This window comes from Pusillimonas sp. DMV24BSW_D (assembly GCF_011388195.1).
GTDB classification, from domain to species: Bacteria; Pseudomonadota; Gammaproteobacteria; order Burkholderiales; family Burkholderiaceae_B; genus Neopusillimonas; species Neopusillimonas aestuarii.
In genome coordinates this window covers 214,358-228,422 of the sequence record NZ_CP049990.1, presented here as the reverse complement: position 1 = coordinate 228,422, position 14,065 = coordinate 214,358, and the positions used below count along the sequence as shown (strand labels likewise).

The 14,065-nt window shown below is 53.6% G+C and carries 9 protein-coding genes; 3 read left to right on the top strand and 6 right to left on the bottom strand.

All coding sequences use genetic code 11. From position 1 onward, the window contains the following. The first annotated feature begins 30 nt into the window (after positions 1 to 30). From G9Q38_RS01035 to G9Q38_RS01025, 3 genes are all read left to right on the top strand, one after another. The gene (locus G9Q38_RS01035) at positions 31 to 855 is read left to right on the top strand and encodes an SDR family oxidoreductase (protein WP_166126929.1); all 825 of its coding nucleotides are present in this window, start codon (positions 31 to 33) and stop codon (positions 853 to 855) included. 250 nt (positions 856 to 1,105) lie between these two features. Beyond that, positions 1,106 to 2,425 carry an MFS transporter gene (locus tag G9Q38_RS01030; protein WP_119441578.1) on the top strand — a complete coding sequence of 440 codons (1,320 nt, stop codon included), beginning with the start codon at positions 1,106 to 1,108 and terminating at the stop codon, positions 2,423 to 2,425. Between the two features lie 37 nt (positions 2,426 to 2,462). Then, complete coding sequence (locus G9Q38_RS01025) at positions 2,463 to 6,578, top strand: bifunctional nitrate reductase/sulfite reductase flavoprotein subunit alpha (RefSeq protein WP_119441577.1); 4,116 nt, start codon at positions 2,463 to 2,465, stop codon at positions 6,576 to 6,578. A gap of 19 nt (positions 6,579 to 6,597) precedes the next feature. On the opposite strand, the gene G9Q38_RS01020 is transcribed toward G9Q38_RS01025, so the two are convergent. The 6 genes from G9Q38_RS01020 to G9Q38_RS00995 form a co-directional block, all read right to left on the bottom strand. Then, positions 6,598 to 7,605 carry a siroheme synthase gene (locus tag G9Q38_RS01020; protein WP_166126927.1) on the bottom strand — a complete coding sequence of 336 codons (1,008 nt, stop codon included), beginning with the start codon at positions 7,603 to 7,605 and terminating at the stop codon, positions 6,598 to 6,600. Next, positions 7,593 to 8,426, bottom strand: coding sequence for a uroporphyrinogen-III C-methyltransferase (gene cobA / locus G9Q38_RS01015; protein ID WP_228276165.1), 834 nt, complete (start codon positions 8,424 to 8,426; stop codon positions 7,593 to 7,595). Before cobA ends, G9Q38_RS01020 begins: the two co-directional genes overlap by 13 nt. Next, positions 8,407 to 8,796: a nitrite reductase small subunit NirD gene (gene nirD / locus G9Q38_RS01010; RefSeq protein WP_166126921.1), complete on the bottom strand. Its 390-nt coding sequence runs from the start codon at positions 8,794 to 8,796 to the stop codon at positions 8,407 to 8,409. Before nirD ends, cobA begins: the two co-directional genes overlap by 20 nt. Before the next feature lie 10 nt (positions 8,797 to 8,806). Beyond that, a complete protein-coding gene (nirB, locus tag G9Q38_RS01005; protein WP_119441573.1) occupies positions 8,807 to 11,371 on the bottom strand; it encodes a nitrite reductase large subunit NirB in 2,565 nt (854 codons plus the stop codon). A gap of 346 nt (positions 11,372 to 11,717) precedes the next feature. Continuing rightward, a complete protein-coding gene (locus G9Q38_RS01000; RefSeq protein ID WP_158582716.1) occupies positions 11,718 to 13,019 on the bottom strand; it encodes a nitrate regulatory protein in 1,302 nt (433 codons plus the stop codon). A gap of 13 nt (positions 13,020 to 13,032) precedes the next feature. Then, positions 13,033 to 14,028 (bottom strand): LysR family transcriptional regulator, encoded by a 996-nt coding sequence (locus G9Q38_RS00995; protein ID WP_119441571.1) that lies wholly within the window; start codon positions 14,026 to 14,028, stop codon positions 13,033 to 13,035. Positions 14,029 to 14,065 lie beyond the last annotated feature (37 nt).

Sequence of the window (14,065 nt, the reverse complement as noted above, 5' to 3'; positions counted from 1 at the left end):
TGTGGCTTTGGTGGCCTAAAGGAGAGCGCATTGGCGCAAGAGCAAGCTTCCCAATTAGCATTAGCCGGAAAAGTTGCCATTGTGACCGGCGCGTCTCAAGGTATTGGCAGTGATATTGCAAAGGTGCTGGCCAGCGACGGCGCGCAGGTTGTGTTGGTGGGCCTGGGTGCCGATGCCGGGCAAGCCGTGGCGCAAAGTATCGGTGATCGTGCTTGCTTCATCGAGGCCGATGTTACGTCCGACGAAGCGATTGACCGTTGCATTGATTTTGTTGCCGACAAATTCGGGCGGCTCGATATTCTGGTGAATAACGCTTGCAGCTATGTTGACCAGGGTTTGAGTTCGTCGCGCGACCAGTGGTTTCAAACGCTGAATGTGAATTTGATTTCAGCCGCCATTTTTACCCAGAAGGTGGAGCCTCATATGGGTAAAGGTAGTGTTGTGATTAATCTGGGCAGCACCGGTGGCAAGTTCGGTGCGGCCGGTCGCGCGATTTACCCGGCATCCAAGGCGGCCATGTTGCAAATTACCCGTAACTTTGCGGTTGATCTGGCACCCAAGGGAATTCGTGTTCTGTCAGTTTCTCCGGCCTGGACCTGGTCGCCCGCAACGCAATCCATGAGTGCCGGTAATATCGAGGTGGCCGATGCGGTGGGAGCGCATTTTCATCCGTTGGGTCGAGTGGGCCGCGGCGAGGAAATTGGCCATGTGATTTCGTTTCTTGCCACCGATAAGGCGTCCTGGATGACAGGTGTGGATATTCCCGTTGACGGCGGGTTTTCCATGCTGGGGCCCGACCAGGGTGTTTCACCGCGCGAATGGTTTGTGCGCTTGGGGCCGGACGCACTTGCATAGTGCGCTGTTGCACCGCACCAGTGCTTTCCAATTGAAGGCACGTCACTCGTTTTGGGCGCGGTCTGCGTTTTTCCCTATATATTCTGTTAGTTAAGAAGTTGGCATACATCTTGCTTGAACTGTTCTGAGAGCCGTCAATGACGACGCGCTTTGTGTTTACGGTTTAACGACCGTCCTCAGGACAATGACGCCCTAGACATCTGGTGATATCACCAGATGAATAGGGCTTTTTTCGTTTGATGGATTGACTATGCCTACTAAAGCGACTCGCATCACCTTGTTTAGTCTTGGTTCTGCGCAAATGCGCGTTTTCCATTTGACCTGGATGGCGTTCTTTGTTTGTTTTTTTGCCTGGTTTGCCAGCGCGCCCCTGATGCCGCTCATAGCAAAAGAATTTAGCTTAACGCCTGCACAGATAGCCAATATCAATATTGCAGCAGTCATGGCAACCATTATGGTTCGTCTCATTGTGGGCCCCTTATGTGATCGTTATGGGCCGCGTCGCGTGTATTCGGGCTTGCTGGCTTTTGGGGCTATACCGGTGATCGCGGTTTCATTTACACATGATTATCTGACCTTTCTGATTTGCCGTTTGGGTATTGGCGCAGTTGGTGCCAGTTTTGTAATTACGCAATATCACACCTCGGTGATGTTTGCCTCTAATGTGGTTGGTACGGCTAATGCCACCACGGCGGGATGGGGCAATGCAGGTGCCGGCGCTGCGCAAACGTTGGTTCCCCTTTTGCTGGCGGGCGCGTTGTTGCTTGGCTTTGATGACTCTCAGGCCTGGCGTCTGGCGTTGTTGGTGCCTGGTGTCGCTATGCTGGTGATGGCGGTGATGTACTGGCGCTATACGCAAGATTGCCCCAAGGGCAATTATGCCGAGTTGCGTTCCCGGGGTGATCTGGTTGAGGCCGGTAAACGGGGCGGGTGGTCCAGTTTTCGGGCGGCTTGCTCGAACTACCGGGTTTGGATGCTGTTCATAACCTATGGCGCTTGCTTTGGCGTTGAAGTGTTTATGCATAACATGGCTGCTTTGTATTACGTCGACCGTTTTCAATTAACACTGGGTCAGGCAGGCATGGCTGCCGGTGTATTCGGCCTGTTGGCGTTGTTTGCACGTGCTTTGGGTGGCTGGTTGTCGGATCGGGTTGCCTTACGCAAAGGTCTGGAATGGCGGGCCATTTTGCTGTTTTCTTTGATTCTAGGTGAAGGATTGGGCCTGTTGTGGTTCGCCTATTCAGATGTTGTGGCCATGGCGCTGGCGGCAATGGTGGTGTTTGGTTTGTTTACGCATATGGCGTGTGGGGCAACTTACGCGTTGGTGCCGTTTGTTGATTCGAAAGCATTGGGCGGCGTGGCGGGCATTGTGGGGGCGGGCGGTAATGTAGGCGCGGTGGGTGCCGCTTTTCTGATGAAGGGCGTGGGAGAAGCGCAGCAGACTTTGGTGTTGCTTGGTTTCGTTGTCATGGCATCGGCCGTCTGTGCGTTGGCCGTTCGCTTTGGTGTTCAGCACAAGAGGCAGACGCATGAGACGTCTTTGTCGACTCGTGCCCTCGCTGATGTTTAAGCCACTTGCTGCAAATGTACTTGAATAAAGAAGCGTCATGATTGATAAACAGGTCAAAACAGTATGCCCTTATTGTGGTGTTGGGTGCGGCATGGTGTTGCACGTTAAGGATAACGAGGTGGTAAAGCTGGAAGGTGACCCTGACCACCCCGCCAACCGTGGGCGCTTGTGTACCAAGGGAAAGACGGCACATCAGGTGTTGCGTCATTCCGCCCGCCTGGAAAGTGCTTATGTTCGCCAGGCGCGTGAAGCCGATCCAGTTCCGCTGCAAGTCTCTCAGGCAATTGAGCAAACGGCGGCCCGTTTACGCAGTGTGCTGGACACGCATGGCCCAGATGCGGTGTCGCTTTATGTGTCGGGACAAATGTCGATTGAGGCGCAATACCTGGCCAACAAGCTGGCTAAAGGCTTTATCCGCACCCGTCATATTGAGTCCAATTCCCGTTTGTGCATGGCCAGTGCCGCCAGTGGTTATAAGCTTTCATTGGGCGCCGATGGCCCCCCAGGGTCATATGATGATTTTGACCGGGCTGACGTGTTCCTGGTCATTGGTTCAAATATGGCCGACTGCCATCCTGTTTTGTTTTTACGCATGATGGAGCGCGTTAAAGCCGGCGCAAAATTGATTGTTGTGGACCCGCGCCGAACGGCTACTGCTGAAAAGGCAGATTTGTTTTTACAGGTGAAGTCCGGTAGCGACATTGCTTTGTTAAATGGCTTGCTGCATTTGTTGCAAGTGAGGGGCAAGCTTGATTTGGCGTTCATTGAGTCGTTTACTCAAGGTTGGGAGGCGATGTCTGATTTGTTGGCTGATTATCCGCCGTCAAAGGTCACCGAGTTAACTGGTTTAACCGAGAGGCAATTGGAGTTGGCTGCGCAGTGGATCGCCGATGCAGATGAGTTCATGAGTTGCTGGACCATGGGGTTAAACCAGAGTACACACGGCGTTTGGAATACCAACGCTTTGTGTAACTTGCATCTGGCTACCGGTAAGATTTGCCGACCTGGGAGTGGGCCGTTTTCGTTAACGGGACAGCCCAATGCCATGGGTGGGCGCGAAATGGGGTATATGGGCGCTGGTCTGCCGGGCCAGCGGTCGGCGTTGTCAGCGGTTGATCGGCATTTCGTTGAAGATGCCTGGGCGGTCCCAAGGGGGACGATCCCGGCGCAAGAAAGCGGTGGCACGATAGATTTATTTTCCAGTATGGCAATCGGAAAGATTAAGGCATGTTGGATTATGTGCAGTAACCCGGTGGCAACGGTGGCGAACCGTCGTTCCGTCATTGAAGGTCTCCAGAAGGCTGAGTTAGTGATTGTTCAGGACGCCTTCCTGGATACCGAAACGACGCGGTTTGCTGACATAGTGTTGCCGGCGGCCCTTTGGGCCGAAGGTGACGGTGTGATGGTTAACTCGGAGCGTAATCTTACATTGATGCGCCAAGCAGTCGATCCGCCCGGGCAGGCATTGCCGGATTGGCGCTTGATCGCTGAAGTAGCGAAAGCCTTGGGCTATGAGGCGGATTTCGATTATGCCTGCGCGGAAGAAGTGTTCGCCGAGTTGGCTCAGTTTGCGAACCCTGTCACTGGTTATGATATTCGGGGCGTAAACCATGCGCGGTTGCGTGAGTCGCCGATTCAGTGGCCTTGCGCTCCTCAATCAACGCAAACGCGTTACCCAATTCGCTATCTGCAACAAGAAGAGCAGTCTTGTTCAGTATCGGCGAGCTCCTCCGCAACTGGTCCTGTTTTTCCAACGGTGTCTGGTCGGGCAATGTTTTATGCCAGGCCTCATGTGGATCCTGTTGAGCTGTCGGACGTCGACTATCCTATGGTGTTGAACACGGGTCGGGTACAGCATCAATGGCATACCTTGACCAAGACGGGTAAGGTTTCCATGCTGAACAGAATGAATCCGGGCCCGTTTCTTGAGTTGCATCCAGACGATGCTGCCGCGCTGGAAGTCGTTGATCAGGATAGTGTTCAACTAACGTCTCGTCGAGGTACGGCGGTGTTACCGGCGCTCGTGACAGACCGGGTCATGCCGGGTAACTGCTTTGCTCCGATGCATTGGAATGATGCGTTTGGCGAAGACCTGTGTGTGAATGCGCTCACTCACGATGCGGTTGATCCGCTATCTCTTCAGCCGGGTTTCAAGATAAGTGCGGTCACTGTTTCACGTGTAGCACAGCACAATAAAGTTCAGGAAGGTCGTGTTGACGATCAACAGGCCCGTTTGGACGCTTTGGCAGCCTATGTCTGTGTAACTGATACTGAGCCCCCGCAGTTGAATGAAACCGAACAGGTTTATCTGGCTGGTTATTTGGGAGGGTTGCGCATGGATCAGTCTGCCCAAACAGAGGCGGTTCCTGTGTTGCCGGCCCATGCCCCCTTTTCAGAGCGTACGCGAACCTGGCTTGATGGTTTACTGGCGGGGCTGTACAGCCGCAGCAGGGAGGCGCTGCACGATGACGACACGAAAAGCCGCCATATTTCAGATACGGGGGCGGAAATTGTGGCCGCTGCTCGCACCGTAAGGGTACGTCCTAAAGTGCTGTTGCTGTGGGCTTCTCAAACTGGAAATGTTGAGTCGCTGACAGATCGCTATGCCACGCAATTAATGAATTCGGGATTCGAGATACGTATGGCCTGCATGTCGGATTACCCGGTGGCTGATTTGACCAAGGCGGAGTACGTTTTATTAATGAGCAGTACCTTCGGCGATGGTGAGCCGCCCGACAATGGCCGCGATTTCTGGCTGGGGCTTCAGGCTCCGGATGCACCGCGTCTGGAAGAGGTTTGTTACGCCGTACTTGCCTTCGGTGATCGGCTCTATGATGCGTTTTGTGGTCACGGCCGTCATCTTGACTCCCAGTTTGAAGTGCTGGGCGCGACACGCCTAATGGAACGTGTTGAGTGTGATGCCGATTATTTGAGCCGGTCGGATCGTTGGCTTGAGCAGACCATTGATTGCATCAAAGCGCACGACGATACGCGTCGTGCGAAAACTCCGAACGGTGGCCTGACCGGCCGCTCTCAGCCTACCAAAGTGCGCCCTGCGCCTGCAAGCCTGCAAACCAACATTTGCCTGAATGGAGAAGGGTCCGGGAAGGACACGCGCTTTTTGGCGTTGTCTACGCAGGATCTTGCATTGGATTATGAAGCGGGTGATGCGCTTGGCGTTTGGCCGAGTAATTGCCCGGAACTTGTGTGCGAATTGTTGCAGCAAACCTCACTAGATGGCAATGTTGCCGTTAACGTGCCAGGGGTTGGGGAATTGCCGCTTGCCGACGCATTAACCCGGCATTTCGATATGACCCGTGTGCACCCGGATAGCTTGAAGATTGTGGCTGAAATGAGCAAGAGCCGCACGCTTAAGGATTTATTGGCTGATGAGCATAAGCAGAAGCTCAAGCAGTGGTTGTGGGGGCGTCAACTGGTTGATGTGTTGCATGAGTTTCCTGTGTCGATTGATGCCGAAGGGCTGTTGGCAATGCTTAGGCCAATGACGCCACGACTGTATTCCATTGCGTCCAGTCCGTTGGTGCACCCTGGTGAGATTCACCTCACTGTCTCGACGGTACGTTATCGCAATGACCGAAAATGGCGTAAAGGTGTTGCGTCAACGTTTCTGGCTGATCGGGCGAGTGATGTAAGCGTACCTTCTTTCGTACAAAAATCGGCGCATTTTCATTTGCCTGTTGATGGCGATACGCCGATTATCATGGTGGGTCCTGGTACGGGCATTGCGCCATTTCGTGGATTTTTGCATGAACGCCGTGCCCGCGGGAGTAAGGGGTCGAATTGGCTTTTTTTCGGCGAGCGTTATGCTGCAACCGACTTTTATTACGAAAATGAGTTCAGGCAAATGGCTTCAGACGGGTTTCTGACGCGACTGGATGTAGCGTTTTCGCGCGATCAGTCGCAGAAAGTTTATGTGCAGGATCGGATGTTGGAGCAGGGCGCGCAATTGTGGGCATGGCTTCAGGACGGCGCCCGATTTTACGTGTGTGGAGACGCCATGCGTATGGCTAAAGACGTGGACACTGCATTGCGACGGATTGCTGCACAGTATGGCGGTTTATCTGATGAGCAGGTAGGTGAATTTATGAGTCGTCTGACGCGTGAGCGACGTTATATTCGTGATGTGTATTAATGTGAATGCAAAGTGTGTATCACGATTGAGCGCTCACGCCTCGTACTATGTTGGTTAGCACCCCACGATGGCTCAATTGCTCAGTCAGTTCGCGTTGTTCAACGCGAAGTAAAGCGCTGTTTGATATGACGAGGGCAACGCGTTGGTAGTCCTCGAAGAGTTTAAGCAGATATTCTTTTAGCATTTCCGTGTGGTGCAGCAGTTCGCCGCTAATGAGGCGTCGGTCGGCATCGCGTCGGGCCAATGAAAGTAAGGGCTCTTCAATGTGGCTATCATGCACTACGATGTCCGCTTCGTTTAATGCACGCAAGCCGTTTAGGGTCAATAGCCCAGGGTCTCCCGGCCCTGGGTCGATCCAGGTTACCACGCGGGCGGGCCAAGTGTCCGGGTTGGCAAGGTTTGAGATCAGGGCTTGCTCCGCTTCAAGGTGTTTCCCCTGGCGCAACAAAATTGGTATCGGTCCATCAAAAAGCCAGTCGTAAAAGCGTCGTCGTGCACCTGTGTTTGGGTATGCGTGGCGAATGGCAGCCCGATAATGACCTGCCAGTTTTGCCAGATCCGCCAACGCATGGTCGAACATTGCTTCCATGCATTCGCGTAAGCGCCGTGCCAGTACCGGGGCGACTCCGGCCGACGATATGGCGATTGTCAGTGGCGCGCGGTCGACCACAGAAGGGACCTGAAAAGACGAGAGCGCAGGGTCATCGACTACATTGCTCAGCAGGCCACGATCGTCTGCGGCTTGTTTCACTTTGGCGTTTACTTCGCGATGATTGGTGGCGGCGATGACCAGCCACATGTTGTCAAGCCATTGCGCCTGGAACATGCCGTCAATATGTTTTAGGCGTCTTTCATCCGCCCACCGAGCTAGTGTTTCAGTTAGCGCCGGTGCACCCACGTGTACCTCTGCCCCGGCATTCAGTAATGATCGTACTTTTCGTTCGGCAACGGCGCCGCCGCCGACAACCAGAACAGGACGTGCTGCAAGATCGGCGAAGATTGGGTAGAGCGGAGTTATTCGGGGCATACAGCCGTCGCCTGTTCGAAGTGTGTCAAGGATGCTGGGGTGATGCGGGCCGGATCAGCCAATTGCACGACGCTGCCCACCATGATGAGGCATGGCGACGTCAGCCCTTCTTGTGTTGCTGCCTTCGCCAGCGTTTCCACCGTGCAGCTAACGGCTTTTTGTTGTGTGGTTGATCCTTTAGAAATCAAGGCTGCCGGTGTGTTGCCTGGCAACCCATGCAAAATCAGCTCCATGCTGATGTGTTGGGCCTGAGCCAAGCCCATGTAAAACACGAGTGTGCGCTGCCGATCTGCAGTTAACGAGGCCCAATCGCAGTCCGTTGCGCCGTCGCAGCGGTGAGCCGTCATCAGGCTCACGGCGCCGGCGTGATCTCGGTGAGTTAAAGGAATACCGGTTGCTGCGGCGCATCCGGACGCCGCTGTGATGCCGGGAACGATGTCAACTTGTACACCATGCGCGCGTAGCGCCATCATTTCTTCTCCTCCGCGCCCAAAGATGAACGGATCACCTCCTTTAAGCCGAACTACTTTTTTTCCAGACTGTGCATATTCGACAAGCAATTGATTGATTTGTGATTGCGGAACGCTGTGTCGGCTGCGTTGTTTGCCTACATAAAGTTTGATGCTTTGTGGTGGACAGCAATTCAGCAAGTCGCCGGCGATGAGTCGGTCATAGATCACGACGTCTGCAGCACGTAACACTTTAAGGGCTTTTACCGTGATGAGGTCGGGATCCCCCGGTCCGGCGCCCACTAGCCATACTTGGCCGGGCCGGCTGGACGTGGTTGTGATTTTTTCATGTTCAAACGCGCTGTTGTGCATGATGGGCATCTTCATGATTAGAGTTGTCGCAGGGGCCTATTTCGATTGAACCGTCCGGCCCGCGATGTACTGGCCACGGTCGCACTGACATGGTTTCGTCTTCAAGGCATTGTCCGGTCGTTAGGCAGAAGTGCTGTTTGTACATGGGTGAGGCAACGACGAGTCGGCCGTTTATATCTCCCACGATGCCGCGCGAAAGGACGGCTGCACTGCACGATGGATCGATGTTGTCGATCGCATACAGTGCGTTTTCTGTTAGGAAAATAGCAACCTGGGCGCCGTGCGCGCGCACGGCGACGCCGGCATTCAGTTGCAGGTCGTCTGCGTGGCATACAATTTGCCATGGGGGTGTTTGACTTGGTTTTGGCATGTGCGGGCTCCTATTCCGTCAAGGTGCTGGCTAGCTTTTCAGCCCGTTCCCGCAACGTTGCGGGTCGTGGCTGTCCGCGTTCGATTACATGAACGATCTGTTCGTCAGGAGTCGTATCGTTGATCAGCGAGCGGAACCGTTTTAACGCTTCTTTATCTTTAATTGTGGCCGCCCATTCGCATTCATAGCGATCTACTAATGCCTGCATTTGATTTTCCAGTTCGTTGGCCAGGCCAAGGCTGTCGTTCAATACAACATCTTTGATGTAGTCCAGGCCGCCCTCGAGATTTTCGCGCCAGGTTGACGTACGCTGCAGACGGTCCGCTGTTTGTATGTAGAACATTAAGAAACGATCGATGGTGCGGATCAGTTCCTGATCATTCAAGTCGGTGGCCAACAACTCGGCATGTCGCGGTCGCATTCCGCCGTTACCGCAAACGTAAAGATTCCAGCCGTTCTCGGTGGCAATAATGCCGACGTCTTTGCTTTGGGCTTCTGCGCATTCGCGCGTACATCCCGAGGCTGCCATCTTTATTTTGTGCGGAGCTCGTATGCCGCGGTAGCGCTCTTCGAGCCGGATTGCCATGCTGACCGAGTCCTGAACACCATAGCGGCACCATGTGCTTCCCACGCACGATTTGGCAGTGCGTAGCGCTTTGCCGTATGCGTGGCCCGACTCGAAGCCGGCATTGATCAATACTTCCCAGATTTCGGGTAGTTGTTCCAAGCGTGCGCCGAACAAGTCAATGCGTTGACCTCCGGTGATTTTCGTGTATAGCTTGTATCGACGTGCTACTTCACCAATCACGATCAGTTTTTCTGGGGTGATTTCGCCGCCGGGAATGCGCGGTACGACTGAATAGGTACCATCTTTTTGCAGATTTCCTAGGTATGCATCATTGGTGTCTTGTAGTGTTGCGTGTTCTTTCGCAAGAATATAGTCGTTCCAGCAGGAGGCCAGAATGGATGCAACAGTTGGTTTGCAGATATCGCAGCCGCGACCTTTGCCAAAGCGTTGTATCAGTGTGTTGAAGTCGCGGATTCCGTTGACACGAACAAGGTGGTAGATCTCCTGGCGGCTATAGGTAAAGTGTTCGCACAGGCTTTTGTCAACGGTCATTCCAAGCCGCGTCAGCTCCGAATCAAAGACTTGTTTGACCAGGGTTGCGCAGCCACCGCAAGAGGTGGCTGCGCGTGTACTTGCTTTCAGATCGTCAAGTTGTGTCGAACCGTTGGCAATGGCACTGCATAAGTCGGCTTTGTTTACGTTATTGCACGAACAGATTTGTGCGCTGTCTGGCAGGTTATCAATACCTGGTCCGGGTTCGTTTGCCGTTTTTGGACTGATGAGCGCGGCGGGTTTGGAAGGCATTGCAAGCGCATTGCTGAAATACTGATCCAGGATCGCAAATGATGACGTATCGCCAACCAGCACGGCGCCTAACAACCGTTTGCCGGAGGCATCAAGCACCAGTTTTTTGTAGACTCCTTCAAGGGCGTCTTCGAACACGCATTTCACACTGTTTGGCGTAGTACCGTGAGCATCTCCGATAGAACCTACTTCAACGCCCAGCAGTTTCAGTTTGGTGCTGGGTGTGGCGCCCTTGAAAAGGGTCGCATCATTGCCGCTCAGGTGTGCGGCACAAACGCGTGCCATTTCGTACCCGGGTGCCACAAGGCCGAATGTATTACCGTTCCAGCTGGCGACTTCACCAATGGCATAAATATTTGTGTCGGAACTGCGGCAATGCGCATCAATTGTGATGCCGCCGCGTTCGCCGATGACCAGGCCGCAGTTGCGTGCAAGTTGGTCGCATGGCCGGATGCCGGCCGAGAAGACCACCATGTCAGTTTCCAGGAAATCGCCCTCGGCGAAGCGTAAGCGGTAACGGGACGATAAGCCTGTGGAGATGGCTCGTGTCATTTTACGCGTGTGAACATGAATGCCCATAGCTTCGATTTTGTTGCGTAACAGTTGTCCACCCGATTCGTCAATCTGCATGGCCATCAAATGGCCGGAAAACTCGACAACATGTGTGTCGAGACCCAGGCTATGTAACGCACGCGCGGCTTCCAGACCCAACAAGCCACCACCGATCACCACTCCCCTGCGGGCTCCTTGAGCCCAGTGTCGAATCGCGTCAATGTCGGTTAACGAGCGATAAGGTAGGCATCCGGGTTGGTCGTTGCCCTCGATGGGTGGTATGAATGGGTTTGATCCTGTAGCCAGAACCAGTTTGTCGTAAGGGTAGACGCTCTCCTGCGCCGTATAAACGCATTGCTTTTTTCGATCTATCCACGCTACCGGTTGGTTGTGCAGCAATGTTATGCCGTGGTGGTGGAAAAAAGTTTCATCCGTTAGTTTGATATCGTCCGGCGAAGAGCCGTTAAAGCACTGGCTAAGCTGTACCCGGTCGTATGCAAGGTGGGGCTCGCCGCTGAAAACAGTAATGTCATAACGCGCGCCTAGTTGCATGAGTTCTTCCAGCAGTCGTTGTCCGACCATGCCATTGCCAATCACGATCAGGCGTGGTTTCCCGGTGAAACGTTCGTTGGAAAGATCATTGGGTTTCATACTTCACTCCAGCTCATCAATGGTTTTAGGGACCGTAAATGCAAAAAAGGCGCCTACACCAAAATTCCTTGGTGCAAGCGCCTTTGCTCAGAAACTGACTGCATGTCCGTATCAGTCGGGCAGTTATCTTTGCCGGCCGTCCTTGGTCTGCGTTTGATGACTGCTTGTTCTATACCAAGCAATAAACGTGCCAATTATTTAGAGGTTTCGTCGTGCCCTGTTTATTACCAGTTAAAGCGGTTTACTGAATAGGTTGTCGGCTTGTTGATGTGAGGGCGAACTGAAGGTGCACTGTATTGGTGCTCACATGCACCAATGCTGTCTTCATTTTTCGTCGAGCAAATGTTTAGTCGGGGGAATCGGCGGGTTTGTCATTAATCGGTTCAGCGGGTTTGTCGGTTAGCTCCGACAGGACGCCGGCGATTTCAATTAGTTTACGACCACGGTTCATCGCCATGCGACGCAGCTCCCGGTGAGCCTGGTCTTCAGTCCAGCCATACCATTGCATTAGTCTGGTTTTGCCGCGCTCCAGTATCTTGATCTCTTGCGCGGCTATTTCTGCCTGAGCGAGTGCTTCGCGGGTTTCCCGCAGGCTACGTTGTTGCTCGTAAGCCCAATCCATTAACGTTTGGCCCAATTCAGGTGGTAAGTTAGTGTCGGAAATCGTGCTTGGTTCGGTTGACCAATTTTGCGGGTGTTGTGCAACAGGCAGGTAAAGCCCTACCAGTGGGGGTGTGGCCGGCATGGCGTCAAGTGACTCGCTATTGAGCGCGATGGTGGCTTGGGCCAAGCGGGCTTGTGCCTTTTCTTTCAGTTGGTTCTCTAGTGATTTCTGGTAATTGAGTAAGGATTCAATGCGTGCTGTACTGATCTGGAACCAGGCTTCACCCAATGATTCTCCCGACGAGTTTTGTCCTTCCAGAGTGTGTGCCAAACGCCGCATTCGTTCTAACAATGCCATGTCGGACGTTTCGAATTCCGATTCTCCAAGGGTACCGTTATGGGCTTTTTCAATCGATTTTGCCCGTTCTATGCACGCTTCTTGTGCGTGGATAAGTTGTGTTATTTGTTGCAAGTGTAATTTTGAAAAACTTCCTCGCGTGAATCCCGCCATTGTCAGTGCCCGCTCTTGTCCGGCATATTCTTTTGCCTGCATAACGGAAAACAATGCGACAACCTGAGCCGCCAAATGGGGATCAACCCACAAACTGGTCGTTTCGTAAACCGTGTGAAGTAAGCGGGTAATGATCGAAGCGTATTTTTCGAACGCGGTGTCAGCGCGAATCCGGCGCGCGAAGCATTGCTGTCGTAATAGCTGAAGGCTTTGCAAGCCCGAGAGGGCGTCGGCAAGGCGATTGAATAAACGGGCGGCACTCGGGCCCGACGGATTTTTGAGTACTGTTTGAGCAGGAGGCAGCAGTTCTGGCAATACGGAATCGCTGAGCGCCACAGCGTTTTTCAACAACGCTATGCGGGTGTCATCAAGATCGTTTAAATAGCCTTGTGTCGCACCTCGTTCGCGTTGTAATGCATGAGTTACCCGGCCAAGTGCTTGTGTTAGATCGTGCAAGGGTATTGCCGCCTTTAGGCCTTCAATTTCCGTGCGTAATGCCGTGCGACGTATGGGGTCTATGATCTCGGAAAACATGGTGGTCTTGATGTTAGTCGGATTGCGCCGTGTCGTGATGTTCCGGGGCCGCTGCGTCGGCCACTCGCCCGGCAAAGCCCGGCGCCGACATCCCCGGCACATGCCCGTCGGAGATACAAGCGCGGCAGCGTTCCATAAAAGCTTCCACCACACTGCGCAGTTTCTGGTCTTTCAACCAGGCCAGCCCTAATTTCATGGGGCGGTGCCGGCCTTTCAAATTGACACTGACCAACCTTTTTCCGTCGAGCGACACATTGGTGCGCGGCCTGACATTCGCCAGTGAGTAACCTACTCCATTGGCGACCAGGGAGCGCAGCACGTCGGGGCTGGTAGACCGCGCAGCAATAGTGGGTGATACCCCCGCCTCACGGAACAGCGATAAAAAGTATTCCCGGCTAAGCGGCAAATCGAGCAGGATCATTGGGCGTTTGGCCAACGCTTTCAATGAAGTGATCCGGTTTTGCGCCAGCGGGTCGGTTTCGCTCACAATGACGAAGGGCGGCAACGACGCCAATGCTTCAAACTCAATGTCACTTTCAGCGACGTTCAGGTCGTAGGTGATGGCAACGTCGATCTGGGCGTTGCGAAGTCGTTCTATCAGGCCTTCATGGTGATCCTCAATTTGCAATACTTCGGCACCTGGGTGGGCGCGGGCGAAGCCCTGACACAATTCAGGGGCAATCATGGCAGCCAGCGGTGTAAAACACCCTACGCGCAATGGCCCGCGCACTAAATGTTGGGTGTTGTTGGCAATATCGTAGAGGCTGAGTGCCTGATCAAGCGTCAGGCGAATTTGCTTCAGGACTTCCACGCCGGCTGGTGTAAGCGATAGGCCTTGTGCATGGCGGCGTATAAACAACGTGACGGATAACTCGGTTTCAACCTGAGTAATGGCGGCCGAAATGGACGACGGCGAAATGTGGATATACTCGGCTGCTTTGGCAACGCTGCCGAACTCGCCGGCGGCCAAACAATATTCCAGTTGTCGGAAAGTAAGTCGGGTGAGCATGGGTTTAGGCAGGCAAATGCTTTCTAAAAATTGTTTT

Bases quoted from the DNA above. Each gene is read 5' to 3' on its own strand.
- G9Q38_RS01030 (WP_119441578.1), top strand. From the start codon at position 1,106: ATGCCTACTAAAGCGACTCGCATCACCTTGTTTAGTCTTGGTTCTGCG.
- G9Q38_RS01025 (WP_119441577.1), top strand. From the start codon at position 2,463: ATGATTGATAAACAGGTCAAAACAGTATGCCCTTATTGTGGTGTTGGG.
- G9Q38_RS01020 (WP_166126927.1), bottom strand. From the start codon at position 7,605: ATGCCCCGAATAACTCCGCTCTACCCAATCTTCGCCGATCTTGCAGCA.
- cobA (WP_228276165.1), bottom strand. From the start codon at position 8,426: ATGCACAACAGCGCGTTTGAACATGAAAAAATCACAACCACGTCCAGC.
- nirD (WP_166126921.1), bottom strand. From the start codon at position 8,796: ATGCCAAAACCAAGTCAAACACCCCCATGGCAAATTGTATGCCACGCA.
- nirB (WP_119441573.1), bottom strand. From the start codon at position 11,371: ATGAAACCCAATGATCTTTCCAACGAACGTTTCACCGGGAAACCACGC.
- G9Q38_RS01000 (WP_158582716.1), bottom strand. From the start codon at position 13,019: ATGTTTTCCGAGATCATAGACCCCATACGTCGCACGGCATTACGCACG.
- G9Q38_RS00995 (WP_119441571.1), bottom strand. From the start codon at position 14,028: ATGCTCACCCGACTTACTTTCCGACAACTGGAATATTGTTTGGCCGCC.